Origin of the sequence: Paracoccus sp. MC1862 (genome assembly GCF_016617715.1) — a bacterium.
Lineage (GTDB): Bacteria > Pseudomonadota > Alphaproteobacteria > Rhodobacterales > Rhodobacteraceae > Paracoccus.
Genome location: NZ_CP067225.1, coordinates 113,927 through 140,145, shown reverse-complemented (window position 1 = coordinate 140,145; position 26,219 = coordinate 113,927). Strand labels below are relative to the sequence as shown.

24 protein-coding genes are annotated in these 26,219 nt (G+C 67.6%); 9 read left to right on the top strand and 15 right to left on the bottom strand.

The window, feature by feature from the left end; all coding sequences use genetic code 11:
• Positions 1 to 109: 109 nt before the first annotated feature.
• The 3 genes from JGR78_RS00670 to JGR78_RS00660 all read left to right on the top strand — a co-directional run bounded on the left by JGR78_RS00670 (position 110) and on the right by JGR78_RS00660 (position 3,026).
• Positions 110 to 1,054 (top strand): mechanosensitive ion channel family protein, encoded by a 945-nt coding sequence (locus tag JGR78_RS00670; RefSeq protein WP_234450802.1) that lies wholly within the window; start codon positions 110 to 112, stop codon positions 1,052 to 1,054.
• A gap of 246 nt (positions 1,055 to 1,300) precedes the next feature.
• A complete protein-coding gene (locus tag JGR78_RS00665; RefSeq protein ID WP_234450801.1) occupies positions 1,301 to 1,933 on the top strand; it encodes an aldo/keto reductase in 633 nt (210 codons plus the stop codon).
• A 64-nt stretch (positions 1,934 to 1,997) separates the two neighbouring features.
• Positions 1,998 to 3,026, top strand: coding sequence for an IS110 family transposase (locus JGR78_RS00660; RefSeq protein WP_200559299.1), 1,029 nt, complete (start codon positions 1,998 to 2,000; stop codon positions 3,024 to 3,026).
• Between the two features lie 309 nt (positions 3,027 to 3,335).
• Here JGR78_RS00660 and JGR78_RS00655 read toward each other — a convergent pair whose 3' ends face one another.
• From JGR78_RS00655 to JGR78_RS00645, 3 genes are all read right to left on the bottom strand, one after another.
• Complete coding sequence (locus tag JGR78_RS00655) at positions 3,336 to 4,268, bottom strand: IS5 family transposase (RefSeq protein ID WP_200559301.1); 933 nt, start codon at positions 4,266 to 4,268, stop codon at positions 3,336 to 3,338.
• Between the two features lie 316 nt (positions 4,269 to 4,584).
• Positions 4,585 to 5,613, bottom strand: a complete 1,029-nt coding sequence (locus tag JGR78_RS00650) for an IS110 family transposase (protein WP_200559299.1) — start codon at positions 5,611 to 5,613, stop codon at positions 4,585 to 4,587.
• Positions 5,614 to 5,831: 218 nt separating this feature from the next.
• Entirely contained in the window at positions 5,832 to 7,100 is a 1,269-nt protein-coding gene (locus JGR78_RS00645; protein WP_182804418.1) for an aminopeptidase P family protein, read from the bottom strand.
• Positions 7,101 to 7,205: 105 nt separating this feature from the next.
• On the opposite strand from JGR78_RS00645, the gene JGR78_RS00640 reads away from it, so the two are divergent.
• Positions 7,206 to 8,126, top strand: a complete 921-nt coding sequence (locus tag JGR78_RS00640) for a LysR substrate-binding domain-containing protein (protein WP_182804420.1) — start codon at positions 7,206 to 7,208, stop codon at positions 8,124 to 8,126.
• Positions 8,127 to 8,198: 72 nt separating this feature from the next.
• On the opposite strand, the gene JGR78_RS00635 is transcribed toward JGR78_RS00640, so the two are convergent.
• The 3 genes from JGR78_RS00635 to JGR78_RS00625 are packed head-to-tail and all read right to left on the bottom strand — an operon-like array spanning position 8,199 to position 11,266.
• Positions 8,199 to 9,749: an ABC transporter permease gene (locus tag JGR78_RS00635; protein ID WP_234450800.1), complete on the bottom strand. Its 1,551-nt coding sequence runs from the start codon at positions 9,747 to 9,749 to the stop codon at positions 8,199 to 8,201.
• On the bottom strand, positions 9,730 to 10,404 hold the full coding sequence (locus tag JGR78_RS00630; protein WP_371816656.1) for an ATP-binding cassette domain-containing protein: 675 nt from the start codon (positions 10,402 to 10,404) through the stop codon (positions 9,730 to 9,732). Before JGR78_RS00630 ends, JGR78_RS00635 begins: the two co-directional genes overlap by 20 nt.
• Positions 10,397 to 11,266, bottom strand: coding sequence for a putative selenate ABC transporter substrate-binding protein (locus JGR78_RS00625; protein WP_182792166.1), 870 nt, complete (start codon positions 11,264 to 11,266; stop codon positions 10,397 to 10,399). Before JGR78_RS00625 ends, JGR78_RS00630 begins: the two co-directional genes overlap by 8 nt.
• Positions 11,267 to 11,608: 342 nt before the next feature.
• On the opposite strand from JGR78_RS00625, the gene JGR78_RS00620 reads away from it, so the two are divergent.
• Entirely contained in the window at positions 11,609 to 12,076 is a 468-nt protein-coding gene (locus tag JGR78_RS00620) for a GIY-YIG nuclease family protein (RefSeq protein WP_182792167.1), read from the top strand.
• Between the two features lie 98 nt (positions 12,077 to 12,174).
• Here the strand turns inward: JGR78_RS00620 and JGR78_RS00615 are convergent, their stop codons facing one another.
• The 6 genes from JGR78_RS00615 to JGR78_RS00590 form a co-directional block, all read right to left on the bottom strand.
• Positions 12,175 to 12,930 carry an ABC transporter ATP-binding protein gene (locus JGR78_RS00615; protein ID WP_182792168.1) on the bottom strand — a complete coding sequence of 252 codons (756 nt, stop codon included), beginning with the start codon at positions 12,928 to 12,930 and terminating at the stop codon, positions 12,175 to 12,177.
• Entirely contained in the window at positions 12,927 to 13,811 is an 885-nt protein-coding gene (locus JGR78_RS00610; RefSeq protein ID WP_182792169.1) for an ABC transporter ATP-binding protein, read from the bottom strand. The genes JGR78_RS00615 and JGR78_RS00610 overlap by 4 nt, the downstream gene beginning before the upstream one ends.
• A complete protein-coding gene (nikC, locus tag JGR78_RS00605; protein ID WP_182792170.1) occupies positions 13,808 to 14,716 on the bottom strand; it encodes a nickel transporter permease in 909 nt (302 codons plus the stop codon). The genes JGR78_RS00610 and nikC overlap by 4 nt, the downstream gene beginning before the upstream one ends.
• Positions 14,713 to 15,705, bottom strand: coding sequence for an ABC transporter permease (locus JGR78_RS00600; protein ID WP_182792286.1), 993 nt, complete (start codon positions 15,703 to 15,705; stop codon positions 14,713 to 14,715). The genes nikC and JGR78_RS00600 overlap by 4 nt, the downstream gene beginning before the upstream one ends.
• 100 nt (positions 15,706 to 15,805) lie before the next feature.
• Positions 15,806 to 17,395, bottom strand: coding sequence for an ABC transporter substrate-binding protein (locus JGR78_RS00595; RefSeq protein WP_234450799.1), 1,590 nt, complete (start codon positions 17,393 to 17,395; stop codon positions 15,806 to 15,808).
• Between the two features lie 228 nt (positions 17,396 to 17,623).
• Positions 17,624 to 18,625, bottom strand: coding sequence for a D-glycerate dehydrogenase (locus JGR78_RS00590; RefSeq protein WP_182792171.1), 1,002 nt, complete (start codon positions 18,623 to 18,625; stop codon positions 17,624 to 17,626).
• Positions 18,626 to 18,756: 131 nt separating this feature from the next.
• Between JGR78_RS00590 and JGR78_RS00585 the strand changes: the two genes are divergently transcribed.
• Entirely contained in the window at positions 18,757 to 19,410 is a 654-nt protein-coding gene (locus JGR78_RS00585; protein ID WP_234450798.1) for an SH3 domain-containing protein, read from the top strand.
• Between the two features lie 48 nt (positions 19,411 to 19,458).
• Here the strand turns inward: JGR78_RS00585 and JGR78_RS00580 are convergent, their stop codons facing one another.
• From JGR78_RS00580 to dut, 3 genes are all read right to left on the bottom strand, one after another.
• Complete coding sequence (locus tag JGR78_RS00580) at positions 19,459 to 19,896, bottom strand: hypothetical protein (RefSeq protein WP_182792172.1); 438 nt, start codon at positions 19,894 to 19,896, stop codon at positions 19,459 to 19,461.
• 191 nt (positions 19,897 to 20,087) lie between these two features.
• Positions 20,088 to 21,239, bottom strand: coding sequence for a HesA/MoeB/ThiF family protein (locus JGR78_RS00575; protein WP_182792173.1), 1,152 nt, complete (start codon positions 21,237 to 21,239; stop codon positions 20,088 to 20,090).
• A gap of 4 nt (positions 21,240 to 21,243) precedes the next feature.
• Positions 21,244 to 21,717, bottom strand: coding sequence for a dUTP diphosphatase (gene dut / locus JGR78_RS00570; protein ID WP_182792174.1), 474 nt, complete (start codon positions 21,715 to 21,717; stop codon positions 21,244 to 21,246).
• Between the two features lie 150 nt (positions 21,718 to 21,867).
• Between dut and gpmI the strand changes: the two genes are divergently transcribed.
• Genes gpmI through JGR78_RS00555 form a run of 3 tightly spaced genes read left to right on the top strand, consistent with a single transcriptional unit; the run spans position 21,868 to position 26,218 of the window.
• On the top strand, positions 21,868 to 23,394 hold the full coding sequence (gene gpmI / locus JGR78_RS00565) for a 2,3-bisphosphoglycerate-independent phosphoglycerate mutase (protein WP_182804422.1): 1,527 nt from the start codon (positions 21,868 to 21,870) through the stop codon (positions 23,392 to 23,394).
• Entirely contained in the window at positions 23,391 to 24,722 is a 1,332-nt protein-coding gene (locus JGR78_RS00560) for a murein hydrolase activator EnvC (protein ID WP_234450797.1), read from the top strand. The genes gpmI and JGR78_RS00560 overlap by 4 nt, the downstream gene beginning before the upstream one ends.
• On the top strand, positions 24,719 to 26,218 hold the full coding sequence (locus tag JGR78_RS00555) for a S41 family peptidase (protein ID WP_182792176.1): 1,500 nt from the start codon (positions 24,719 to 24,721) through the stop codon (positions 26,216 to 26,218). The genes JGR78_RS00560 and JGR78_RS00555 overlap by 4 nt, the downstream gene beginning before the upstream one ends.
• Position 26,219: the final 1 nt, after the last annotated feature.

The window sequence follows — 26,219 nt, the reverse complement described above, 5'->3', positions numbered from 1 at the left end:
AAATGTTCCCGTTGCGGCAACCGCGTGCCCCGCGCCGCCGCGCACCGCTGCCCCCTCTGCCGCACGCCCTTCGGCCAACTGCCCGTTCGTGCCACGATCGAGGACTGCCTTGACCAGGGCTGACCTGATCCCTTCACGCACGCAGCGCCGCTCTGCCCTCGTCACCTTCATCGCCCTGACCCTGCTGGCCGTCCTTGCCAAGCCGCTGGTCGCCCTGCTGCCGGCGGAACTGGGTCTCGCCTGGCTGAGCAGCCCCCTGCAAAGGGGGCTCATCTCGCTTGCGCTCTTTGCGGGGGTGCACCTGTTCTACCTGCTGGCGCTCAATCGGCTGGTCGAGCGGCCCAGGGGCAAGCGCCCGGTGCCCAAGGTGGCGCTGGACTTGCTGCGGGCGGTGCTGTTCGCCCTGGCGACGCTGGCCAGCCTGTCGCTGATCTTCCGGCAGAATCTGTCCGGCATCCTGACCGGCTCGGGGCTGGTGCTGGCGGTGCTGGGCTTTGCCGTCCGCAACGTCGTGGCCGACGTCTTCTCGGGGCTGGCGCTGGGGTTCGAGGCGCCCTTCCGCATCGGCGACTGGGTCCGGATCGAAACGCTTGCCCAAGGCCGAGTGCAGGAGATCGGCTGGCGCACGACGCGGCTGGTGACCCGTGACAGCACCTATGTGATCCTGCCCAACAGCCAGATCTCGCGCCAGCGGATCACCAACTTCAGTGCCCCCCGCCAAGAATACCGCGACCATGTCGAACTGACCCTGCCCGGAGACCTGCCGGTCGCCGAGGCGCGGGCGATGATCGACGAGGCGCTGGTTGCGATGCGCCCCATGACGACCGGCTCGCCGCCCGAGGTGCAGGTTTTCAGCTATGGCCCGGCGGGGATCACCTACCGGGTAAAATACTGGGTGCCGCGCCACGACCGCGAACTCGCATGCCGGGCCGAGATCTTCGCCCGTATCGACGCCGCACTGCGCGGAAAGGGCATCCGGCTGTCGCCCGACCCCATGATCCTGCAAAGCCTGCCCCCTGCCCCGGCCGAGGCCGAGGTGGAGGGCGCGGCATAGCCCTGTCCCGGCAGGCAGGCAGGGCTGGCGATCTGCTGAGCCGCCCCGGCTCTCCGCATTGGCGCCTTCCGGATGAGAAGCCATTTGAGGGCGTGCTGGCTGCCCCCTTTTCACGATGCCCGGCGCTGCGGAATGATGGCGACATCCTTCTGAAGCAAAGGCCCTGTCGGTGGTTTCGGTCCTGCCGTCCTTGACCCCCACGACCGGGCGCGCTTCTCTGCCGCACCGCGGCACAGGAGGGGGCAGATGGAACAGAAACGGCTCGGCAACCGTGATGTCGGGGCCATCGGCTTCGGCACCATGAGCTTTGGCGGGATCTTCGGTCCCACGGACGAGGCGACCTCGCTGGCCTGCCTCGACGCGGCGATGGAGGCCGGCATCACCCATTTCGACACGGCCGATATCTACGGCATGGGCCTGTCGGAACGGATCATGGGCAAGTGGGGGCGCCGGGACACCCACCTGGCCACCAAATGCGGCATCGTCACCGGGCCGCCGCGGACGGTGCGCAACGACGAGGCCTATATCCGCCAGTGTCTCGAAGCCTCGCTGCGGCGGCTCGGGCGCGAGCATGTGGATCTCTACTACATCCACCGCCACCAGCCCGAGATCCCGATCGAGGATCTGGCCGGAACGATGGGCAGGCTGGTCGAGGAGGGAAAGATCGGCGGCTATGGTCTTTCCGAGGTCGCGCCATCGACCCTGCGCCGCGCCCATGCCGAGCATCCGGTGACCGCGGTGCAGAACGAATTCTCGCTCTGGACGCGCCTGCCGCAGCTTGGCCTGATCCAGGCCTGCAGGGAACTGGGCGTGGCCTTCGTCGCTTTTTCCCCGCTCGGACGTGGCATGTTCGGGAGCGAGCCGGCTCTGATGATGTGACCGCCCCCCGACGGCATCTGATGTGCCAAGGTGGGTCTGCAACGATCCACAAAGGGGAGCGGTCATGTCGGAGATTATCACGGTCGGGCTCGATCTGGCGAAGAATGTATTCCAGGTGCATGGAACTGACGGCGCAGGACGAGCCGTTCTGCGCAAGAAGATACGGCGAGGGCAGGTGCTGGAGTTTTTCAGCCAGCTGCCCTCTTGCGTCGTGGCGATGGAAGCCTGTGGCGGCGCTCACTTCTGGGGCCGGGAAATTGGCAAGCTGGGGCATGAGGTGCGGCTGATCCCGCCGGCCTATGTGAAGCCGTTTGTGAAGCGCCAGAAGAATGACATGGCGGACGCCGAGGCCATCTGCGAGGCGGCTATGCGACCCACCATGCGCTTTGTTCCGGTCAAGAGCGAAGAGACGCAGGGCGCGGCAATGGTCTTCCGGGTCCGGGAGTTGCTGATCCGGCAGCGCACGCAGGCGATCAACGCATTGCGCGGCCATCTGACCGAGTTCGGTCAGATCGTGCCACAGGGAGCGGCCAACGCTGCGCGGCTGATCGCGATCGTGGAGGATCCGGATGGCGCTCTCCCTGCTGATGCCGTCCCCACGCTGAAGGCTTTGATCGCGGCACTCACGCATCTGGAGGCAGAGATCAGGAAGCTCGATGCCGAGATCGCCCGGCGCGCCAAGGAGAATGACGTCGCCCGGCGACTGATGACGGTGCCGGGCATCGGGCCGCTGATTGCCACGGCCATCGCTGTTCTGGCGCCGCCACCCGAGACGTTCCGCAAGGCACGCGACTTTGCCGCCTGGCTTGGTCTTGTGCCTCGGCAGCATTCGACCGGCGGCAAGCAACGTCTCGGAGCAACGACCAGAATGGGCGAACGATCCCTGCGACGCCTGCTGATCATTGGCGCCAACAGCGTGGTGATCAAACGTAACGTTCACAAGGAAGCGCAGCCCGGAACATGGCTGGGCAGCCTGCTGTTGCGCAAGCCACCGATGCTGGTGCGGGTGGCTTTGGCGAACAAGATGGCGCGGATCGTCTGGGCCTTGATGGCTCGGGGTGGCATCTACCAATCTCCGGTCGCAGCGGCGTAAGCCGCCGCAGATCGCGAGGACGTCGGAGCGGAAGAGGGCAAGGAGCAGTTTGGCGCAACAGTTGTGAGACGGGATCGGGAAAACCAGTGTGCAACAGAGTGCCTATGAGCACGCGGCTTTGATCTGGACCCGACCTTCGAACACCATACGGGCCCTGCGGCATGGATCGCGCCGCATCATGAGGCCGGACACATGTCAGCACCCGACAACGCGCCAAGATCAGCTTCAAAATCCCTCTTGCGCTTGGGGCGGTTACACATGTTGCACAAATGGTCTGATGGCCGTTGTTCCCCCTTTCCCCGGACAGACTCATTCCACAGCTTCAGTGACGGGTATGCCGAGCGCGGTGTAGCCGTTCAGGACGGCAATCCGGACCTGAAGTTCGGCGACCTGACGATCGAAGTCCCGCGCCATGAGGCGTTGCCCCAGAAGTTTCACGCAATGCATCTTCGTCTCGACGCGGCTCCGGCGGTGGTATCCACTCCATCTTCGCCAAAGCGTGCGGCCCAGGTATTTCGCAGATCGCAGAGCCTCGTTGCGCGCCGCGGCCCCGGCCGTGACAGCCTTCCATGGCTTTGCGTTCCTGCGGGGCGGGATCACGGCGTGAGCGCCGCGGTCGGCGATCGCATCGTGGCACTTGCGGGTGTCGTAGGCACCGTCAGCCGTAACGCTGCCGATCTCCTCGTCCGCCGGGATCTGGTTGAGCAGATCTGGCAGGACCGGGGCGTCACCGATGTGGCTCCCGGTGATCTCGATGGCCCGGACTTCTAGCGTTTCCTCGTCGATCCCAATGTGAATCTTGCGCCAGATACGCCGCTTCGGGCCGCCATGCTTGCGGGCGTGCCACTCGCCTTCGCCTTCGACCTTGATCCCGGTGCTGTCGACCAGCAGGTGCAGAGGTCCCTTGGAGCCCCGATACGGGATGTTGACGGCCAGGGTCTTCTGGCGCCGCGACAGCGTGCTGAAGTCAGGCACCGTCCAGTCGAGGCCGATCAGGCGAAGCAGGCTCTCGACGAACCCTGCCGTCTGCCGCAATGCCATGCCGAACAGCACCTTCATGGAAAGGCAAGTCTGGATGGCGGCATCGCTGTAGGTCTGCTGTCGGCCACGTCGACCTGTCGCAGCCGCCTCCCAGCTCATCTCGGGGTCGAACCAGATCGTCAGCGAGCCACGGCGCTTGAGCGCTTCATTGTAGGCCGGCCAGTTCCTGGTCTTGTAGGTCAGGCGTGTGGGTTTGCTCATGTCGACCAGCTACCATGCTGACTCACGACATGAGTCACTGAAGGGATTTGTGCAACATGTGTAACCGCCCCAAGCGCAAGAGGGATTTTGAAGCTGATCTTGGCGCGTTGTCGGGTGCTGACATGTGTCCGGCCTCATGATGCGGCGCGATCCATGCCGCAGGGCCCGTATGGTGTTCGAAGGTCGGGTCCAGATCAAAGCCGCGTGCTCATAGGCACTCTGTTGCACACTGGTTTTCCCGATCCCGTCTCACAACTGTTGCGCCAAACTGCTCCTTGCCCTCTTCCGCTCCGACGTCCTCGCGATCTGCGGCGGCTTACGCCGCTGCGACCGGAGATTGGTAGATGCCACCCCGAGCCATCAAGGCCCAGACGATCCGCGCCATCTTGTTCGCCAAAGCCACCCGCACCAGCATCGGTGGCTTGCGCAACAGCAGGCTGCCCAGCCATGTTCCGGGCTGCGCTTCCTTGTGAACGTTACGTTTGATCACCACGCTGTTGGCGCCAATGATCAGCAGGCGTCGCAGGGATCGTTCGCCCATTCTGGTCGTTGCTCCGAGACGTTGCTTGCCGCCGGTCGAATGCTGCCGAGGCACAAGACCAAGCCAGGCGGCAAAGTCGCGTGCCTTGCGGAACGTCTCGGGTGGCGGCGCCAGAACAGCGATGGCCGTGGCAATCAGCGGCCCGATGCCCGGCACCGTCATCAGTCGCCGGGCGACGTCATTCTCCTTGGCGCGCCGGGCGATCTCGGCATCGAGCTTCCTGATCTCTGCCTCCAGATGCGTGAGTGCCGCGATCAAAGCCTTCAGCGTGGGGACGGCATCAGCAGGGAGAGCGCCATCCGGATCCTCCACGATCGCGATCAGCCGCGCAGCGTTGGCCGCTCCCTGTGGCACGATCTGACCGAACTCGGTCAGATGGCCGCGCAATGCGTTGATCGCCTGCGTGCGCTGCCGGATCAGCAACTCCCGGACCCGGAAGACCATTGCCGCGCCCTGCGTCTCTTCGCTCTTGACCGGAACAAAGCGCATGGTGGGTCGCATAGCCGCCTCGCAGATGGCCTCGGCGTCCGCCATGTCATTCTTCTGGCGCTTCACAAACGGCTTCACATAGGCCGGCGGGATCAGCCGCACCTCATGCCCCAGCTTGCCAATTTCCCGGCCCCAGAAGTGAGCGCCGCCACAGGCTTCCATCGCCACGACGCAAGAGGGCAGCTGGCTGAAAAACTCCAGCACCTGCCCTCGCCGTATCTTCTTGCGCAGAACGGCTCGTCCTGCGCCGTCAGTTCCATGCACCTGGAATACATTCTTCGCCAGATCGAGCCCGACCGTGATAATCTCCGACATGACCGCTCCCCTTTGTGGATCGTTGCAGACCCACCTTGGCACATCAGATGCCGTCGGGGGGCGGTCACATCATCAGAGCCGTTTTCATCAGTCCGATCCCTGTTGGCTGTTGTCTTTCCTCGGCTTGGCGCCAGATTCTCTGGCGGGATGCCCCTTCTGCGGGGGCGTTCTCGGACCATGCGGCGATGCGGGCAGGACCCGGCACCGCCGCATGGGTGTCAGACCGTCTGCCCGGCGCCAGCGAGTGCCGTCTGGGCGGCGGGTGCTGGCTTGCTCGCCCCGACGATCAGATGTTCGGGGCCGTAAGGGAAGCCGGTGATGTTGCGGTTGCCGGTCTCGGTTATGACAAGGATGTCGTGTTCCCGGTAGCCGCCGGCCCCCGGCAGCTGGTCGGGAATGGCGATCATCGGCTCCATGCTGACCACCATTCCGGCTTCCAGCACCGTGTCGCAATCCTCGCGCAGCTCCAGCCCGGCCTCACGGCCATAGTAATGGCAAAGGACGCCGAAGCTGTGGCCGTAGCCGAAGCTGCGGTATTGCAGCAGGTCCTCGGCGGCATAAAGCTCGTTCAACTCCCGGGCGATCTCGGCGCAGCTGTTGCCGGGGACCAGAAGCTCCTTGCCCCGGTCATGGACGCGGCAGTTGAAGGCCCACAGCCGCAGATGTTCGTCCGTCGCGGTTTCGGCGAAAAGCGTCCGTTCCAGCGCGACGTAATAGCCCGCCACCATCGGGAAGCAGTTGAACGACAGGATGTCGCCGCGGTCGATCCGCCGCGAGGTGACGGGGTTGTGGGCGCCGTCGGTGTTGATGCCCGACTGGAACCAGGTCCAGGTATCCATCAGTTCCGCATGGGGCCAGACACGGGCGATTTCCCGCACCATCGTGGCGGTCGAATGCAGCGCGACCTCGTGTTCCGGGACGCCGACCTGCGCCGCCTCGAACACGGCCGCACCGCCGAGATCGGCGATCCGGGCCATCTTTTCGATATGCTCGATCTCTTCGGGCGACTTGATCATCCGCAACTGCATGGCGGGCTGGGCGATGTCGACGAACTCGATGCCGGGGAATTCCGACTTGAGCAGATGCAGCAGGTCAATGTTCACATGGTCGAATTCGATCCCCAGCCTGCGGACCCCGGCGGTCAACCGGCGGATGGCGTGGAAGTAGTTGTCCTTCTGCCAGTCCGTATAGGTGAGGTTCCGGCCGCCGAAGGTGCGTCGCCACGGCTGGCCGCCGTCGATTCCCGCGCTGATCGAGGTCATGATGTCATGATCGACCAGCAGGCCATAGCGGCGGCCGAACTGGCAATACAGGAAGTCCGAGTAATAGTTGATGTTGTGATAGCTGGTGAACAACGCCGCGTCGATCTCGCGCGCTGCCATCGCCTTGCGGATGGCATCCAGGCGCCGCTGCATTTCCCCGGCGGTGAAGGTGGGCTGCGCCGGGGTGCCGTTGCCGGCATAGTTCTGAAGCCGTTCGCGTTCCATCCGCCATGATCCCTCGAAGGTCGCCCCGACAGTCGAACGGAAATCCCGCGCTTGTCAAAAGAGGGTTTCTCATCCGAAGGTGAGAAAATCTCATGCGGCCTGCGAATGGCGACCCCTGCACCGCTCAACGTCCTGCGTGTCTTCGAGGCTGTCGTCCGGACCGGATCGTTCCGCGCCGCGGCTGACGAGTTGTTCGTCACGCAGAGCGCGATAAGCCACCAGATCAGGTCGCTTGAGGATTGGTTCGGCGGCCCGCTGTTCATCCGGGATGGCAACCGCCTGCGGCCGCTGCGCCATGCCAAGGAGCTCGCGCGCAGTCTTTCGCTGTCATTCGATACAATCCACACGGCCTGCCGTCAGGCAAGAGGCTCCGGAACCCATCGCCCCCTTGTTGTCGCAGCGATCCCGTCCGTGGCCGTGTGCTGGCTGATCCCGCGGCTGGGCAGGTTCCGAGACGAGCATCCGGACATCGACATACGCATCGTCTACGCCCTGCATGGCCAGGAAATCGACTTCGGGGATGTCCACTTCGCCTTCGTCTTCGCCCGCACCGCCCCGACCCCCAGCAGCGCCGGGGTCCACCGCTTTCTGCCCGGAGCCTCCGTTCCCGTTTGCAGTCCCGGACTTGCCGCCAGCATCGCCGGGGGCGACCCGGCCCGCGCAATCCCCCGAATGGACCTGCTGCACGACACCGATCACGCAGGCTGGCAGACATGGTTCGCCCGTGCAGGGCTGCATGACCCGCCAGCCGAGGGCGGCCCGGTCTTCGAAGACTTCAACCTGCTGCGTGCCGCGGCGCTGTCGGGACAAGGCGTGGCCTTGTGCCCCGAAGCCATGATCCGCCCGGACCTGGAAGCGGGTCATCTGGTGCGCCTGTCACAGACGACGGTGTTCGAGGACTGCGGCTATTACCTTCTCCAAGGACCCTTGGCTGCCGCGACCCGGGCGAATGCCGACGCATTCCGAAGCTGGGTGCTCGACGAGCGAGACCGGGATCAGGGAGAGCCGGACCCGACTGCAGCATAGCGGCGGCTCAGTCCGCAATGGCTTGGGGCACGAACGCCCGAAGCCCGCAGGATCACCGACACCCCGCCTCCTTCAGCCCGCCGAGGCCGCGGCCTTCCGCTCCTGCCGTGCCCTGACCGGGTCGATGCCGATGGCGGCCCTTGTGCGTCGCGACACATGGTCGATGGCCACAGTCGCCAGCATCGTCACGATCAGCAACACGACGGCGCGGTCGATGCGGATTTCCTGGATCGCGCGATCGACAAAGAAGCCCAGCGTCGGGATGCCCAGCAAGCCGAGGATCGCGGATTCCCGCACGATGATTTCCCACCTGTAAAGGCAGAGCGCCATGAACGAGCCGTAGATCCGCGGCAGCAGCTCATAGGCGTAAAGAACGATCCCGCGGGGGGCGTCGGGGCGCAGGCTTTCGTTGACATGGGCGGACTGGCGGCCCAGCAGGTGCGCGATGATCGCCCCGTTGTGCAGCCCCAGCGCGATCACCGCAGGCAGCATCGAGGGGCCGAAGACCTGAAGGGCGATATAGGCCAGCATGTATTCGGGCGTTGAACGCGCGATGACCAGAAAGGCATGGCCCAGCGCCGCGCCGAACCGCCCCGAGACCGGGCGGACGATCAGCGGAAAGCCCAGCAGCGCGACGAACCCCGCTGCCACCAGCGCCAGTTGCGCGACGATCATCGTGGCCGCCAGCCCCGGCAGCGCCTGCCCCGCAAGCAGCGTCCAGAGCCAGTCGCCAAGGCGCGCCCATGTCTCGGGATCGCTTGCATCGCCGTTCCGCAGGGGCGCGGGCACGATGTCCTCGGTCAGGAAACGGCCAAGCGCACCGGCGGCCATCGGCGGGCTTGGCATGGCGGCCATGACGCCCACCGCGGCCAGAAAATAGACGGGCGCCAGCAGCGGCCGCATCCACAGCCGCATCGTCCCGATCAGCAGGTAATAGACGATGAGAACGGCTGCGACTGCGCCATACATCCCCTGCCGGAAGAACGTGTCGAGCGCGAACCCCAGCGTCGGCAGGCCGATGAAGCCCAGCACCGCGCTGGATCGCAGCCCGCATTCCAGCCGGTAAAGCAGGTAGGCCCGGAACTCGGGCAGGGCCAGCGGCAGGCGGGCATACAAATGGACCGAGATCAGATCGGCGCGCGGCGGCATGGCGGCGGCGGGCCGGGGATCGGCCTCGTCCAGGTATTCGGCAAAGACCTTGGCGAAGATGCCGGCATAAGGGATGGCGATCGCCAGCACGCCCGTCGTGGCGGAAAGGCCCGTGACCTGCATCAGCAGGATCGCCCAGAACAGCTCGTGGATCGCGCGGATCGCGATGCAGAAGTTGCGGACCAGCGCATTCCTGTAGAACGGCGCCAGGACGAAGCCCGCCGATGCGCCCGCCGCGACCCCGCAGATGGCGAAGGCGATGGTCAGGACCGCTGCCCGGCCCAGCGCCTCGACCGACGAGAAGTCGGGTGACAGAAGCCCCGCCCACATCCGTCGCAACTCGGCCCACGGGTCGTGCCCGCCCAGGCGGAAGTCTGCGAAAGGCAGCAGGAACAGCGCCAGCGCGACAAAGGCAAGCGCCGTGCCCACCCGCCCGAGGCGCAAGTGCCGGCCTTCAGGCGCGATAGAGGTCATGGATATCCCCGTCCGAAACCTCGCCCGCGTCCCGGTCGAAGAAGATGCGGCCGTCGCGGATGCCGACAAGCCGCGTGGCGATGCGCCGCGCCAGCGCCACGTCATGCAGCGCCAGCAGCATCGTTCCGAAGCGGCGGCCGAGCTCCTCGACCAGCGCCACGGCCTGCCGCTCGTCCACCGCCGACACAGGCTCGTCGCCGATCAGCACGCGGCCGCCACGGAAGATCGCGCGGGCCAGCGCCGTCCGCTGCTTCTGCCCGCCCGACAGGCTTTCGACCCTCTTGCGGCCAAGGCCCTCCAGCCCGACGGTCGCCAGCACGGGGGCGACGGCCCGGCGCTCGGCGTGGAAGGGCCAGACCAGGTTGACAAGGTTGTAGGCCGCGCCATGCGCGTCCAGCCGGCCCATGTAGACGTTGTGAAAAACGGAAAGCTGCGGGACCAGCCCATGTTCCTGCGGGACCAGCGCGATGTCCGGGAAGGTCCCGGCCAGCCGGGCGTAGGCTGCATTCAGCAGCGTGCTCTTGCCCGTGCCGCTGCGGCCGAGCAGCACCACGCGTTCCCCCGGACGCAGCGTGAAGTCCACGCCCGAAAGGACCGTGTGGCGCCCGTAGGACAGCGTCTCGCCCCGGAAGGCCAGCATGGGTCGGTCAGTCAAGGATGCCCAGCGCCCGTCCCGTTTCCTCGATCGGCGCATAGTCGTCGTTCGTGGCCTCGATGAAGCCCTCGCGCGGGAACGAAGCGAGAAGCGCGGGGTCGTCCATGCCGATCAGCGCCTGCTTCACCTTCTCGGTGAAGCCCTCGCCGAAGCGTTCGTCGACATCTCCCCGGATGGTCCAGTTGTAATCGGGATAGGGCGGCGTCTTCCAGACGACGCGGGTGGTCGCGACCTCGGGCGCGCCTTCGGCCACCGCCGTGTCATAGACGGTATAGTTCAGCGCCCCGACCTGATAGGCGCCGGTCGAGACGAGCCGCAGCGTCTGCCCGTGATCGCCCGAAAAGCCGACCTGCGAGAAGAACTCGTCCGGCGCCTTGCCGGTCTCGTCGCGGATATGGAACTCGGGCATCAGCCGCCCCGAGGTCGAGGTCTGGGCGCCGAAGGTGAAGCTCATCCCCTCGGCTGCCAGCGGGAAGTCCCCGGAAGGCTCAAGGCCGGTGCTTTCATGGGCGATGAAATAGGACACGAAGGCCCCGTCCTCGGTTCCCTGCGCCAGCGCCTGCGAGCCGGGGACGGCCAGCCGCGCCTGCACGCCCGACAGCCCGCCGAACCAGGCAAGCTGGATCTGGTCGTTGCGGAAGGCCGTGACCGAGGCTGCGTAGCTTTTCACCGGCACATACTGCACCTGGACGCCGAGCTGCTCGGACAGGTAGTCGGCGACATTGCCGAAGCGTTCCATCAGGCGGGTCTCGTCGTCGTCGGGAATGGCCGAGAAATAGAGCGTGGGGGTCTGGGCGCTTGCCGCGATGCCGCCGAGCACAAGGCCGATGGCTGCGACCGCGCCGCCGATCAGGCGATGCATGTCGTTTCTCCGTGATGAGGGTGGGCCTGCGCCTGAACGGCGCGGACAGCCGGTCGGCCATCCGCAGGTTCGACCATCATACGCCACCGAAGGCGTGAGCGCCGACGGCGCATCGAGGGTCTATTCCAGAAGCTCGGGGGAAGGGTAATCGCGGGCGCCGGTGCTGGCAAGGCGATCGGCCGCCGGATGGCGCCGCGTCCGAACGGCTTTCCGAAGCCTTCACCGCCGAGCCGATCCGCCGGCAAAAGCGGGTGACGCATCGGGGATCGGCCAGGGATCTTGCGCGCGGGCCGCGGCGCGGATAGCCAGCAGGCAAGAATGAAAAAACAAAGCAAGAACGCCGTGGCCCGTTCAAGCAGGATCGGCTGGTTCCGCTTCAGGGCGGCGACGGGCACGGTCTACCTGATGCAGCCGGACAATGATCCCACGCTTTTCAAGCTGGGCTTCACCAGCCGGCGCACGCTTGAACGCCGGCGTGAATTGCAGCGGCCGGGCGACGGCAAGCTCAGGATCGTCTGTTCGGTGACCATGCCGCACGCCTATGTGCTGGAACAGCGGCTGCTGCGCCGGATGCGGCGCGGCTGGCGCTTCTTCCGCCGCCGCAGTTCGCCCCGCGGCACCGAATGGTTCCATCTTCGGCGCGGCGAGAAGATTTCCGACATCCAGGCGGTGATGGAACAAGAGGCGCGGCGCGTCCGGCTTGCGGCCGCTGTCCGCTTTTCCTGGCCACTGCGTGGAAAGATCATTCTTTTCGAGGCAAGCCGCATCCGGGTGGCCCGGATTCTCAGGCCGGCCTTCTGGCGTGCATGACCGCAGCGTGAGGATTTGAAGGCGGCGTCTTTGCCGCAATCGTGGCTCGAACACCGCCGGGATCATAGGGGAACGAGTATCTCCTGTCGCGGCCGGAGTCACCGCTGCCAGGTCGAGGCGGCGATCAGGTCACGGGAATAGGTCTCGCGCGGGTCGCCGGCGCGCAGGGTGGCGGCGTCCATGATCTCGACGATGCGGCCCGCCTGCATCACCGCCAGCCGGTCGCACATATGAGCCACCACGGCCAGATCGTGGCTGACCATCACGTAGGTCAGGCGATGCTCGGCCCGCAGGTCCTTCAGCAGGTTCAGGATCTCGGCCTGCACGCTGACGTCCAGCGCGCTGGTGGGTTCGTCCAGCAGCAGCAGGCGCGGCTCGGCGGCCAGGGCGCGGGCGATGGCGACGCGCTGGCGCTGCCCGCCCGACAACTGGTGCGGATAGCGGAAGCGGAAGCCGCGGCCCAAGCCCACGTCCTCAAGCAGACGAGTGATGCGCTGGTCCACGTCGCCGAGGCCCTGCAGCGCCAGCGTTTCCGACAGCACCCGGTCCACCGAATGGCGCGGGTGCAGGCTGGCATAGGGGTCCTGAAACACCATCTGCACGGTCTTCTTGAAGGCTTGGTCGCGGCGCATCCCCGACACCGGCTTGCCGTCCACCGCGATGCGGCCCGACCAGCCGGGGATCAGCCCGGCCACGGCCCGCAGGATCGTCGATTTCCCCGATCCGCTTTCGCCCACGAGGCCGAAGCTTTCCCCCGCCGCCACGGCGAAGCTCGCCCCCCGAACCGCCAGCGTGCGGTCATGGGCAGGTCCGAACCACACGTCGAGATCCTGCACCTCAAGCATCGGGGTCATCGCAGGCCCCCCGGCTGCGCGTCCAGCATGGATGCGTCCAGCGCCTCGGTCCGCCATTCCTCCTGCCGTTCCAGCACGGCCAGCCGGTCCACCGGCGCATCCAGCCGGGGCAGGCTGTTCAGCAGCCCGCGGGTATAGGGGTGACGGGCGGCGTGCAGATCGCGGGCGGGAAGTTCCTCGACCACGCGACCGGCATACATGATGAGAACGCGGTCGCAGAACTGCGCGACAAGATTCAGATCGTGGCTGATGAAGATCAGGCTCATGCCGCGGTCCCGCACCAGCGCGTCCATGATGTTCAGGACCTCGGCCCGGACGGACACGTCCAGCGCGCTGGTGGGCTCGTCTGCAATCAGGATCTCGGGGTCAGGGGCCAGCATCATGGCGATCATGATGCGCTGGCCCATGCCGCCCGAGACCTCGTGCGGGTAGAGGTCGAAGACCCGCTCGGGGTCGCGGATCCGGACGGCGGCCAGCATCTCCAGCGCCTTGGCGCGGGCTGCCGTGCGTCCGCCGCCGGCATGCAGGCGGTAAGCCTCCATGATCTGGGGGCCGACGCGCATGACGGGGTTCAGGCTGAACTTGGGGTCCTGCATGACCATGCTGATCCGCCCGCCGCGGATGGCGCGCATCCGCCGTTCGGAGAGGTTCAGGATCGGCTGGCCGTCAAGCTCCATCCGTTCGGCGGTGACGCGCCCCGGCGGGCGCACCAGCCCGAGGATCGCGCGGCCGGTCATCGACTTGCCCGAGCCGCTTTCGCCGACGACGCCCAGCCGCTCGCGACCGAGGTCGAAGCTGACGCCGCGCACCGCCTGGAACTCGCTCTGACGAGTGGGGAAACTCACGCGCAAGTCGCGGATGGACAGAAGCGGCGCACTCATTGCTTGGCGCTCTTGGGATCGAGCACGTCGCGCAGACCGTCGCCCAGCAGGTTGAAGGCGAGGCTGACGATGAAGATCGCCATGCCCGGCATCGCCGCGACCCACCAGTGGTCGAGGATATAGGTCCGCCCGTCCGAGATCATCGCGCCCCATTCCGGCAGCGGCGGCTGTGCGCCCAGGCCGAGGAAGCCGAGGCCCGCCGCCGACAGGATGATCCCCGCCATGTCCAGCGCCACCCGCACGATCAGCGAACTCACGCACATCGGCCAGATGTGCCCGATCAGCAGCCGCCCCGGTCCCGCGCCCTGCAGCCGCGCCGCCGCGATATAGTCGGCGTTGCGGACGGCCAGCGTCTCGGCCCGCGCGAGCCGCGCATAGGGCGGCCAGCCGGTGATCGCCAGCGCCAGCACCGCGTTGACGATGCCCGGCCCCAGCGCCGCGACCAGCGCGAGCGCGAGGATCAGCTTGGGGAAGGCTAGGAAGATGTCGGTGATCCGCATCAGCACCTGATCCACCCAGCCCCCGGCAAAGCCCGCGACCGTCCCGATCAGCAGCCCGAGGATGGGCGAGATCAGCGCCACCGTTCCCACGATGAACAGCGTCACCCGGCTGCCCCAGATGATCCGCGACAGGATGTCGCGGCCCAGCGCGTCAGTCCCAAGCCAGTGCGCAGCCGAGGGTGGCTGAAGCCGGTCGCCTAGGTTCTGCGCCACCGGATCGTAGGGCGAGAGCCATGGCGCGAAGATCGCCATCAGCACCAGCGCGATCAGGATGACCAGCCCCAGCATCGCCAGCCGGTTGGCGCGGAACGTGAGCCAGCCTTGGTAGAACGCTCCCAACCGGGCCTGTCTTCGGGTGGAGGGCGCGTCGGACAGCAGCCAGTCGCGGGTAGAAAGGTCGCTCATGCCGCCCTCGGGTCAAGGAAGCGATACAGCAGGTCGGACAGCACGTTCAGCCCGATGAAGCAGACACCGACGACGATGGTGCCGCCGAGGACCGCATTCATGTCGCCCGCGAGCAGGGTCTTGGTGATGTAGCTGCCGATGCCGGGCCAACTGAAGATGATCTCGGTCAGCACAGACCCTTCCAGCAGCGACCCGAAGGACAGCGCGATCACCGTGACCAGCGGCACGGCGATGTTGCGGAAGGCGTGGCCCCAGATCACGCGGCGCTCGGACAGGCCCTTCACCCGCGCGGTGGTGATGTATTCGGCCGACAACTGTTCCAGCATGAAGCTGCGCGTCATGCGGCTGATATAGGCGAGGCTGAAATAGCCCAGCAGGCTGGCTGGAAGGATGATGTGGCTGAAGGCGTCGCGGAAGGCGTCCCAGTCGCGGGCGATCAGCGTGTCGATCAGCAGAAGCCGCGTCACCTCGGGGACCATGCCGTCATAGATGATGCCCTGCCGTCCCGGCCCTCCGACCCAGCCGAGGATGCCGTAGAAGACCAGCAGTCCCATCAGTCCCAGCCAGAAGATCGGCATCGAATAGCCGACCAGCGCCAGCACGCGGGCGATCTGGTCCACCCAGCCGCCGCGCCGCGCCGCCGCGATAACGCCCAAGGGAACGCCCACCAGCACGCCGATCAGCGTGCCCAGCGCCGCGAGTTCCAGCGTGGCGGGGAACACTCGCCGCAGGTCCTGCGCGACAGGGTGGCCGGTGGAAATCGAGCGGCCGAAATCGCCCCGCAGCACGTCGCCGATATAGCCCACGAACTGCACGACCAGCGGCTGGTCCAGCCCCATGGCCTGACGGGCGGCTTCGTATTGCTCGGGCGTGGCGCGCTCGCCCACGACCTTCAGCACGGGGTCGATGGGCATGACCCGGCCGATGATGAAGGTCACCAGCAGCAGGCCCAACAGCGTCAGCGCAAGGGACAGAAGGATGCCGCCCAGCGTCCGCGCCCGGCGACCGAAGGCCGCAAGCCTGGGCTGGCCGGGCGCGGATGCGGGGGGCAGCGGCTGCCCCCCGTTTTGCGTGGCGTTGGTCAACGGCTCATTCGCCCTTGCCGACCTGGTGATACATGACCGAGGTCACGGCGCCGCCTGCCGACCAGTCCTTGACGCTGTCGCGCATGGCGGTCTGCTCGACGCGCTGGAACAGCGGCAGGATCGGCGCGGTGGTGCGGTATTCGGCCTGGATATCCAGATACATCTGCTTGCGCTTCTCGCTGTCGCCTTCCAGCGTGGCGGCCTTGACCATCTCCTGCATCTCGGCGGGCACGGCATAGCTGTTGCGCCACGCCAGCGTCGAGCCCTTGCCCTCGTTGTCGGGATTCCAGGCGAAGGTGCCGGCGTTGGTCTGCGGGTCGGAATAGTCAGGCCCCCATTCGCCGATGAAGATCGGCACCTCGCGGGCGCGATAGGCGTCCAGCACCTGCGCGCCGGTCATCTGCTCGATGTTCAGCACCAGCCCGGCCTGCGCCATCGAGGCCTGGATGGTCTGCGCCACGTCCAGATATTCGCGCAGATCGCGGACCTTGGTGGTGATGGTGGCGCCGGACAGCCCGGCCTCGTCCACGATCTTCTTCGCGGCCTCGATGTCATAGGCCCACGAATTCTCGTCCGTGGCGCCAAGGTAGCCCTCGGGGATGAAGTTCTGGTGGATCTTCCACTGCCCCTTGAGGAAGCTGTTCGCCATGCCCTCGAAGTCGATCAGGTGGCGCATCGCCTGCTGCAGCTCGGCGCGGGCGACGACCGGGTCGCGCTGGCTCATCCCCATGTAGAGGATGCGGCCGCGCGGCTCGTCCTTGATGGCGATGCCGTCCTTGCCGGTGACGCCCTGCACGTCGCTGGGCGTCAGGTTGCGGGCCACGTCGATGTCGCCCGCCTCAAGCTGCAGGCGCTGGGCGCTGGATTCCTGGACGTTGCGGACGATCACCCGCTTCATCTTCGGCGCGCCGCCGAAATAATCGTCGAAGGCGACCAGTTGCACGACCTCGTTCGGGCGCCAGGTCGCCAGCGAATAGGCCCCCGACCCCGCCGAGTTCGTGGACAGCCAGGTGTTGCCGAGGTCGTCGCCCTCGACATGCTGCATGACCGTTTCCTTGTCGATCACGCTGGCGACGCTGGCGGTCAGGCAGTTCAGCACGAAGGACACGGCATAGGGCTGGTCCATGGTGATGGAGACGGTGTTGCCCTCGGCCCTGATCATCTCCTCGACGTTGTCGGCGGTCAGGCCGAACTGGTTGAGGATGAAGGCGGGCGACTTGTCCAGCTTGACCGCCCGCTGCAGCGACCAGGCGGCGTCCTCGGCCCGGACGGGATTGCCGGACTGGAAGGTGACGCCTTCCTTCATCGTCAGGGTGATGGTCCTGCCGTCCTCGCTGACCTGCCAGCTTTCGGCGAGGCTGGGCTGGAAGCCCGCCTCAAGGTTCAGCGGGTCGAAGTCCACCAGCCGGCTGTAGAGGTTCTGGGTGACGTCGTTGCCCGAGAACTCGAAGCTCTGCGCGGGGTCGAGGCTGATGATGTCGTCGATGGTCGCGGCGACCACCAGCATGTCGGCAGGCGTTTCGGCCCATGCCGCGAGGGGTGCCACGGCAAGGGCGGATGCAAGCAGGATCGCGCGGGGGGAAAGGCGGGTCATTCAAGTCTCCCTGTTTGTCCCCGTCGTTCAGCGGGGTTGGCCACTTTTTTTCTGCGCTGTTCCTTGGCGCGGGGCAAGAAGATGCTGGAAGCCCCGGCGATCTGCCCGTTCCATCCGGCAGAGTAACGGAATCGCGGGGCTGCGGATTCCAGAAAGCCGCGCGGCGGGTCGCCCCCCGCGCGGCTTTCGGCGTCGCAATGCGCTGACCTCGCCGGGGCCGGCGGCATCCTACAGCATCGACGGCAGCACCAGATCCGGCGGCCGGTGGCCGTCGGCGAAGGTCTTGATGTTGATGATGACCTTCTCGCCCATCTCGTTGCGCCCCTCGACGGTGGCGGAACCCATGTGCGGCAGCATCACCACGTTCGGGGACTCGCGCAGGCGCGGGTTGATCTCGTGCCCGTGCTCGAAGACATCGAGGCCCGCGCCCGCAAGCTCTCCGGCGCGCAGCATCCGGGTCAGGGCGTTCTCGTCGATGACCTCGCCGCGCGAGGTGTTCACGATCACGGCCGTGGGCTTCATCAGCTTCAGCCGCCGGGCGTTCAGCAGGTGGAAGGTCGAGGGCGTATGCGGCGCGTTGATCGACAGGATGTCCACGCGGGCAAGCAACTGGTCGAGGCTTTCCCACCAGGTCGCGTGCAGATCGGCCTCGACCTCGGGGCGCAGGCGGCGGCGGTTGTGGTAATGGACCTGCATGCCGAAGACATTGGCCCGCCGCGCCACCGCCTGACCGATCCGGCCCATCCCCAGGATGCCCAGCCGCTTGCCGCCGATGCGGCCGCCCAGGTGCGAGGTGGGCGCCCAGCCTTCCCAGCGGCCGGCCTGCATCTCGGCCAGCCCTTCCGGGATGCGGCGGGTCACGGCCAGCATCAGGGCGATCGCCATGTCGGCGGTGTCCTCGGTCGCGACGCCGGGAGTGTTCGAGACCTGGATGCCGCGCTGCCGGGCGCTTTCCACGTCGATGTGATCGACGCCCGCGCCATAGTTGGCGATAAGTTTCAGCCGCTCGCCCGCCTGCCCCAGAAGTCGGGCGTCGATCTGGTCGGTGACGGTGGGGACCAGCACGTCGCTGTCCCTCATCGCCTGCACCAGCTCATCGCGGGTCATGCGGACATCGACCTCGCGCAGCGAGACGTCGAACAGTTCAGACAGCCGCGATTCGACGGGCTGCGGCAAGCGGCGGGTCACTGTGACCTTCAACCGATCACGCGGGGGTGCGGTGCCAGCCATATGACCTCTCTTCCAATGCCGCTTTACGTTTGGCAAACTTACCGAGAGGCGGGGCAGGCACAAGGCCCCAGGGCCCATGGCGGCCGACAGGCAGAAACGCCGCGACAAGCGCGGCCGGCAAGGACGACGACATGAGCAAGCGATCCGTGGCCCGAACGGTGGCGGAGGTGTGCGCGGCCGCCTTGCGCCGCCCCCTGCTTCTGGTTGCGGTCGTGGCATTCACGATGCCGGGGCAGGCGCCGGCGCAGACGGCCGACGGGACGGCCGAGGCCGAGGCGCCGGCGCTGCAGATCGATCCGGGCGAGGTTTCCGCGGATTCGCTGATCAGCCGCCATCAGGATCAGCCGCGCGACCCGAACCGGGGGCCGGTCACGAACCTGCCCGTGCCCCGCTATGTCAGCCTGAAGGGGGGCGAGGGGAACGCCCGGCGCGGACCGTCGCTGTCGCATCGCATCGACTGGGTGTTCCGCCATCCGGGAATGCCCCTGCGGGTGGTGGCCGAGTTCGGCCACTGGCGCCGGGTCGAGGACCAGGACGGCGCAGGGGGCTGGGTGCATTACTCGCTGCTGTCCGGGGTCAGGACCGCCATCGTTACCACCGACATGGCCGAACTGCGCAGCCGCGCCGACGCCAACGCCACCGTGCTGGCCCGCGCCGAGGCGGGCGCCATCGTTCGTCTGCACGAATGCAATCGCGACTGGTGCCGCGTCTCGGGCGGAGGCGAGAAGGGCTGGGTGCCCAAACCCGCGCTGTGGGGCGTGGACCCCGACGAGATCCGCGAGTGACGGCGCAGGCAGCCGCCCCGGCGGAACCGGGGCGGCTGCGCTGGTCCGTCAGGTGCAGCGGTAATAGGTCAGCGTGGTCTCGCCTTCGGTCATCCGCATCACGCCGGGGCGCAGCGACAGTTCCAACTGGCGGTTGGAAGCCCCGGTGCAGCCCAGCGCGACCGAGGTCGAGGACGCCCGCGCCTCGGACCGGGTGGCGATGCATTCGGCAGTGGGGAAGTTGAAACGGTAGCCCTCGATCGTCAGGCGGCCCTGGCTGGCGGGGTCGCCGCATTGCGAGGCGACGAGGTTCCAGCTTCCATTCAGCGAGTTGGACCCCTGGGTCGCCGAACTGACGGTGTCGATGGCCGGGCCGACCGCGGGAGCATCGACGATCACGACCGGCTCGGCGCCGGGAACGGATACGGTGGTGGTGGTCGGGGTGGGCTGGCAGGCCGACAGCGACATGGCCGCGGCAAGCGCCAAGGCGGGCTTGAGGTAGGTCATTTTCCGGTTACTCCCACTTGATCAACGATCGGCGTCGGGCCGCGTCATCGCCCAACGTTTCGTGACCGGGTTTTTGTTCCGCATGGCTGGATTAGAAGCGCCTTGTTCTCACGCTTGTTCCGCGTGCAGCCTGATCTGGCGCATGAGCGGAGCCAGAGCAGGGCCTCGGGACTGAACAACCTCACAAAATATCACAACTTCGTGATACCGCCGCAGATGCTGCAATCAGGCCGCCGGTGAACGGCGATGGTCCGCGTCTCGCCCCACAATCCGTCGAAGATCAGCATCCGTCCGCGCAGGCTGCTGCCTTGGCCGCTGTCGGCCATCCCGCTCAGGTGCTTGATCGCCTCAAGCGCCATGAGGCTGCCGATCACCCCCGGCAGGGCGCCGACGACCCCGGCCTCGGCGCAGGACAGGGCCAGGCCGGGCGCAGGCGGCTCGGGGAACAGGCAGAACAGGCAGGGCGCGCCTCGGGCGGGATCGTAAAGCGTGACCTGCCCTTCCCATTGGGCGATGGAGCCTGCGACCAGCGGCACCCCCGCCGCGACGCAGGCCGCGTTGATGGCCCGGCGCGAGGCGAAGCTGTCGGTGCCGTCCAGCACCAGGTCGTGGGCTGCGACCAGTTCAGCATCCTCTGCCGTCACCCGGCGGGCAAGGGGGGTGACGCCGACATGGGGGTTCAGCCGGACCAGCGCCTCGGCCGCCGCCTCGACCTTGGGGCGGCCTACGTCAGCGCTCGCGAAGATCACCTGCCGCTGCAGGTTCGACAGCCCCACGCTGTCATCATCCGCGACCGTGATCCGCCCCACCCCCGCAGCGGCGAGATACATCAGCACCGGCGAGCCGAGCGCGCCCGCACCGACCACCAGCACGCGCGACGCCCGCAGCCGCCGCTGCCCCGCCCCGCCGAGTTCCCGCAGGACGATATGGCGGGCGTAACGGTCAAGCTCGGCGTCACCCAGGGGCTGGGTCGGGTCGGCGGGGATCGCCCGGGCAGCAGCGTCGGACTCCGGGATATTTGACGCCAGGAGACCGCTGGCGAGCGGCTCGGCCGGCGCTTGTCCCCGGCGACCGGGCAGAGCGATCCCCGCGCCCGGACCGGCCCTGCCCCGCGCCCTGGCTCTGAGCCGGCCGATCAGCGCCGCATAACCCGCGCCCAGAGCGGCAAGCCCGGTGGCCGGAACCCAAAGGTCCGAGGGCAGAAGCGCCTGCCCCGCCGCATGGCGCTGCCAGAGGCCGGCGACTCCGGCCAGCCAGATCGCGCCCAGCACGGCGGCCAGCACCCCGGCCCCGAAGCGCCAGGCGATGGCGAGGCCGGCAAGGATCAGCAGCAGCGTCCACATCGTTTCAGACCCCCGTCGAGCCGAAGCCGCCCCTGCGGTCGCTGTCGCGGGTGAACTCGGCCACCTCGACCAGCATCGGCCGCACCACGGGCACGAACAGCATCTGCGCGATGCGCTCACCGGGCTGGATGAGGATGGGCTCGGTCCCCGGAGGGTTGCGGTTCCAGGCGCTGATGAAGATCTGCTCGGTGTAATCCGCGTCGATCAGCCCGACGGCATTGCCCATCACCAGCCCCCTGCGATGCCCCAGCCCCGACCGCGGCAGGATCAGCGCCGCCAGGTGCGGATCGGCCATGTGCAGCGCGATCCCCGAGGGCACCAGTTCCGCCGGGGCCTGCGGATGCAGTATCAGCGGCGCGTCAAGGCAGGCGTGAAGGTCCAGCGCCGCCGCCATCGGCGTCTGATAGCTGGGCATTCCCCAGTCGCGCAGGCGCGGGTCCAGCAGCTTCAATTCGACGGCGGGCGACAGGGGGTGCATGGGTGGGCCTTCATCCTTTGGCGCAGGCTTACGCTATCCCCCGCGCAAGGTCACGGCCCGGGCGCGCGGGCCTCACGGGCTCGCGCCTTGCCCATGGGCGGCCGGGGCCGTAGAAACCGGCCACTCCCGAGCAAGCCGCAAGAGGCCCCGATGTCCGCAGCCCGTCCCGTCGTCCTCTGCATCCTCGATGGCTGGGGGATCGCGGACCGCCCCGAGTTCAGCGCCCCCGACCAGGCGACGACGCCGAACATGGACCGGCTGCGGCGGGAATGCCCGAACTCGACCCTGATCACCTATGGCCCGGACGTGGGGCTGCCGCGTGGACAGATGGGGAACTCGGAGGTCGGGCACACCAATATCGGCGCAGGGCGCGTGGTGGCGATGGACCTGGGCCAGATCGACCTTGCCATCGAGGACGGCAGCTTCTTCGAGAACCCCGGCATCCGCGGCTTCGTGGACCGGATGAAGGCCGCGGGCGGGACCGCACATCTGATGGGCGTCATCTCGGACGGCGGCGTCCACGGCCATATCGCCCATGTGGTCGCGGCCTGCCGGGCGGTGGCGCATCAGGGCGTGCCGGTCGTGCTGCACGCGATCACCGACGGCCGCGACGTGCCGCCCCAGTCGGCGCTGGGCTTCATCACTGAGCTTGCGGGCAACCTGCCCGACCATGTCACCATCGGCACCGTCACCGGCCGCTATTACGCCATGGACCGCGACAACCGCTGGGACCGGGTGGCCCGCGCCTATGACGCCATCGTGCGCGGACAGGGCATGCACGCCGCAGATGCGCCCACCGCCGTGTCCGACGCCTATGCCCGCGGCGAGACCGACGAGTTCGTCGCGCCCACGGTCCTGCCCGGCTATACGGGCGCCCGGGACGGCGACGGCTTCTTCTGCCTCAACTTCCGTGCCGACCGCGCGCGCGAGATCATGGCCGCCATCGGCCAGCCCGATTTCGCCGAGTTCGACGTGATCGGCCGCCCGCTGTGGACGGGCGTGCTGGGGATGGTCGATTACTCGATCCGCCACGACGCCTACATGTCCGCCGCATACCCCAAGCGGCAGGTCGCCAACACGCTGGGCGCCTGGGTCGCGGCCCACGGATTGCGTCAGTTCCGGCTGGCCGAGACCGAGAAATACCCCCATGTCACCTTCTTCCTGAACGGCGGAAAGGAAGCGCCCGAACCGGGCGAGGACCGCCACATGCCCGCCAGCCCCAAGGTTGCCACCTACGACCTCGCCCCTGAAATGGCGGCGGGCGAAGTGTCCGAGCGGCTGGTGCAGGCCATCAGCGAAGGCTACGACCTGATCGTGGTCAACTTCGCCAACCCCGACATGGTGGGTCATACCGGCAGCCTGTCCGCCGCCATCCGCGCCTGCGAGGCGGTGGACCGGGGCATCGGCATGATGCTGGATGCGCTGGACCGCGCGGGCGGGGCGGCGGTCATCATCGCCGACCACGGCAACTGCGAGATGATGGTGGACCCCGCGACCGGAGGACCCCACACGGCCCATACGACGAACCCGGTGCCGGTGATCGTCTATCGCGGACCTGCGGGCGCCTCGCTGCGGACGGGCGGGCGGCTTGCCGATGTCGCGCCGACGGTGCTGGACCTGATGGGGCTCGACAAGCCGGCCGAGATGACCGGGCAGAGCCTGATCCTTCGGCCATGACCCGCGCCCCTGCCCTTCTGCGGACAACGGCGCTGGCCCTGGGCGCGCTGCTGGCAGCCGGCGCGGGACTAGCGCAGACGGTCGCATCGGAAGGCGGCCGCGGCGCCGTCACCATCGCGACCGGTGATCCTGCGACCATCGGTGCCGACGAAACCCCGGCCGAGGCGACCGCGCGCGAGGCCGCCGCCGCCGCCGGGTCCCTGCGCGATGCCATCGGGCGGCTGGACGAGGCGCTGACCGCCGACGACCAGGTGATGGCGCTGTCCGAGGTGATCCGCGCCTATGAGCAGGGCCAGGCCGCCCTGCGCGACAGCCTGCGCCGCGCCGCGCTGCGCGAAGCCGAGGTGCGGGCCGAGTTCGAGGCCCAGCGCGACCAGTTGTCCCGCGTCCTGGGCGTGATGACGGCGATGCAGCAATCGCCCGAAACCCTGATGCTGCTGCACCCGGCGGGCGCGGCCAGCACCGCGCAATCCGGCATGATCCTGTCCGCCGTCGCCCCCGCCCTGCAGGCCGAGGCCGACCGGCTCAAGGCCGGGCTGGACGAAATCGCTACTGTGCGCCGGATCGAGCAATCCGCCGCCGACATGCTGGCGCAGGGCCTTGGCCATGTGCAGGAGGCGCGGCGGTTGCTGGCCTCGGCGGTCACCGACCGCTCCTCCATGCCCACACGCTTTGGCGAGGACCCGGCCGAACTGACAGCGCTGCTGGCTTCGGCCGACACGTTGGAAGGGTTCGCGGATGGGATCGTGGCGATGGAAAAGGACATCGGCGCGCCGATGGCCGATTTCGAGGCCGCGCAGGGCAGCCTGCCCCTGCCGGCGGTGGGCGCGATCCTGCGCGGCCCTGACGAGCCCGATGCCGACGGCCTCCGCCGGCCCGGCCTGACCATCGGCACCGCTCCTGCGGCGCTGGTCGCCTCGCCCTGGCCCGCGACGATCCGCTATCGCGGCCCGCTGCTGAATTACGGCAACGTGATGATCGTGGAGCCCGCCGGCGGCTACCTTCTGATCGTCGCGGGCCTATCTGAAGTGTTCGGAGAAACCGGAGACGTCCTGCTGGCAGGCGAGCCGATGGGACTGATGGGCGACCAGGAAGGCTCGGCGGCGGAATTCGGCGCCGCCTTCGTGGAAGCCGCGACTGTCGGCAGCACCCCGCCTGCGATGCAGCCGCTGTATGTGGAACTGCGCCAGGGCAAGGAAACGCTGGACCCGACCGAGTGGTTCGTGATGAATCCGGTCATAACCCCCGCGACCGGCAGCGATGCCGCCAGCGACAACGGCGACACGGCGGGCGGTGATGCCCCCCAGCAGGTCAGGACGACGGAATGAAGAACTATCTGATGGCGGGCATCGGCGGCACGCTGGCGGGCATCCTCGTGACCACGCAACTGGCCGGCCCGCTGATCGCCCAGGAAACCGAACGCAACACCTCGGTCTACGAACAACTGGACCTGTTCGGCAATGTCTTCGAGCGGGTGCGGCAGGATTACGTCCAGGACGTCGATTCGAAGAAGCTGATCGAGGCCGCGATCAACGGGATGCTGACCTCGCTTGACCCGCATTCGTCCTTCCTGTCCGCCAACGACTACGAGGACATGCAGACCCAGACCCGCGGCAGTTTCGGGGGCCTCGGAATCGAGGTCGGGCAGGAGGACGGACTGGTCAAGGTGATCTCGCCCATGGACGACACCCCCGCCGCCAATGCAGGGATCAAGCCCGGCGACTTCATCACCCATGTGAACGGCGAATCGCTGATGGGCCTGACGCTGGACGAATCAGTCGAGAAGATGCGCGGTCCCATCGGTTCGGAAGTCACGGTCACCATCCTGCGCGAAGGTGAGACCGAGCCTTTCGACGTGACCATGACGCGCGAAACGATCCGCCTGACCGTTGTCCGCACCCGCAACGAGGGCGATGCCGTGGTGCTGCGCGTCGCCACCTTCAACGACGAGACCTATGACACGCTGCAGACCGAACTGGCGAAGGCCGTCGAGGAAGCGGGCGGCATCGACGAGGTCACGGGCTTCGTGCTGGACCTGCGCAACAACCCCGGCGGGCTTCTGGAACAGGCGGTGATGGTCAGCGACGCCTTTCTCGACAAGGGCGAGATCGTGTCCACCCGCGGCCGCAAGCCCGAGGAAAGCGGCCGCTGGAACGCCGAAGCTGGCGATCTGGCGCAGGGCAAGCCGATGGTGGTGCTGATCAACGGCGGCTCGGCCTCGGCGTCGGAAATCGTGACCGGCGCGCTGCAGGACCACCGCCGTGCCATCGTCGTGGGCACCAAGAGCTTCGGCAAGGGCTCGGTCCAGACCGTCATGCCGGTGACCTCGGACAGCGCCATCCGGCTGACGACGGCGCTGTATTACACGCCCTCGGGCCGTTCGATCCAGGCCTTGGGCATCAACCCCGACATCATCGTGGAACAGCCCCCCGCCCGCCCGGCGGAGGGTGAGGAGGACGCCCCGCGCAGCGCCTCGAACTTCGGCACCTCGGAACGCGACCTGCGGGGCGCGCTGAACAACGACTCGATCAGCGACGAGGAACGCCGACAGATCGAGGAAGAGGCTGCTCAGGTGGAGGCCACCGCCAAGCTGCGCGACGAGGATTACCAGCTTGCCTATGCGGTCGACATTCTCAAGGGACTGGCTGCGGTCGATTTCTCGGCCCGGCAGGTGGCGGATGCGGCCAAGCCCGCCGTGACCGGCGAGGACCCCACCAGCGAGGACGCGCGCGAGAGCGAAACGAACGCCGCCCCCACGGGCACCTCGGCCCCGGCGGCCCGCGCCCCGGTCGGCCGCCCCGCCGACCGTCCCAGCCAGGATTGAG

Excerpts from the sequence above, each read along its gene's own strand:
- JGR78_RS00665 (WP_234450801.1), top strand. The coding sequence starts at position 1,301 with ATGGAACAGAAACGGCTCGGCAACCGTGATGTCGGGGCCATCGGCTTC.
- JGR78_RS00660 (WP_200559299.1), top strand. The coding sequence starts at position 1,998 with ATGTCGGAGATTATCACGGTCGGGCTCGATCTGGCGAAGAATGTATTC.
- JGR78_RS00655 (WP_200559301.1), bottom strand. The coding sequence starts at position 4,268 with ATGAGCAAACCCACACGCCTGACCTACAAGACCAGGAACTGGCCGGCC.
- JGR78_RS00650 (WP_200559299.1), bottom strand. The coding sequence starts at position 5,613 with ATGTCGGAGATTATCACGGTCGGGCTCGATCTGGCGAAGAATGTATTC.
- JGR78_RS00645 (WP_182804418.1), bottom strand. The coding sequence starts at position 7,100 with ATGGAACGCGAACGGCTTCAGAACTATGCCGGCAACGGCACCCCGGCG.
- JGR78_RS00640 (WP_182804420.1), top strand. The coding sequence starts at position 7,206 with ATGGCGACCCCTGCACCGCTCAACGTCCTGCGTGTCTTCGAGGCTGTC.
- JGR78_RS00635 (WP_234450800.1), bottom strand. The coding sequence starts at position 9,749 with ATGACCTCTATCGCGCCTGAAGGCCGGCACTTGCGCCTCGGGCGGGTG.
- JGR78_RS00625 (WP_182792166.1), bottom strand. The coding sequence starts at position 11,266 with ATGCATCGCCTGATCGGCGGCGCGGTCGCAGCCATCGGCCTTGTGCTC.
- JGR78_RS00615 (WP_182792168.1), bottom strand. The coding sequence starts at position 12,930 with ATGACCCCGATGCTTGAGGTGCAGGATCTCGACGTGTGGTTCGGACCT.
- JGR78_RS00610 (WP_182792169.1), bottom strand. The coding sequence starts at position 13,811 with ATGAGTGCGCCGCTTCTGTCCATCCGCGACTTGCGCGTGAGTTTCCCC.
- nikC (WP_182792170.1), bottom strand. The coding sequence starts at position 14,716 with ATGAGCGACCTTTCTACCCGCGACTGGCTGCTGTCCGACGCGCCCTCC.
- JGR78_RS00595 (WP_234450799.1), bottom strand. The coding sequence starts at position 17,395 with ATGACCCGCCTTTCCCCCCGCGCGATCCTGCTTGCATCCGCCCTTGCC.
- JGR78_RS00590 (WP_182792171.1), bottom strand. The coding sequence starts at position 18,625 with ATGGCTGGCACCGCACCCCCGCGTGATCGGTTGAAGGTCACAGTGACC.
- JGR78_RS00585 (WP_234450798.1), top strand. The coding sequence starts at position 18,757 with ATGAGCAAGCGATCCGTGGCCCGAACGGTGGCGGAGGTGTGCGCGGCC.
- JGR78_RS00580 (WP_182792172.1), bottom strand. The coding sequence starts at position 19,896 with ATGACCTACCTCAAGCCCGCCTTGGCGCTTGCCGCGGCCATGTCGCTG.
- JGR78_RS00575 (WP_182792173.1), bottom strand. The coding sequence starts at position 21,239 with ATGTGGACGCTGCTGCTGATCCTTGCCGGCCTCGCCATCGCCTGGCGC.
- dut (WP_182792174.1), bottom strand. The coding sequence starts at position 21,717 with ATGCACCCCCTGTCGCCCGCCGTCGAATTGAAGCTGCTGGACCCGCGC.
- gpmI (WP_182804422.1), top strand. The coding sequence starts at position 21,868 with ATGTCCGCAGCCCGTCCCGTCGTCCTCTGCATCCTCGATGGCTGGGGG.
- JGR78_RS00560 (WP_234450797.1), top strand. The coding sequence starts at position 23,391 with ATGACCCGCGCCCCTGCCCTTCTGCGGACAACGGCGCTGGCCCTGGGC.
- JGR78_RS00555 (WP_182792176.1), top strand. The coding sequence starts at position 24,719 with ATGAAGAACTATCTGATGGCGGGCATCGGCGGCACGCTGGCGGGCATC.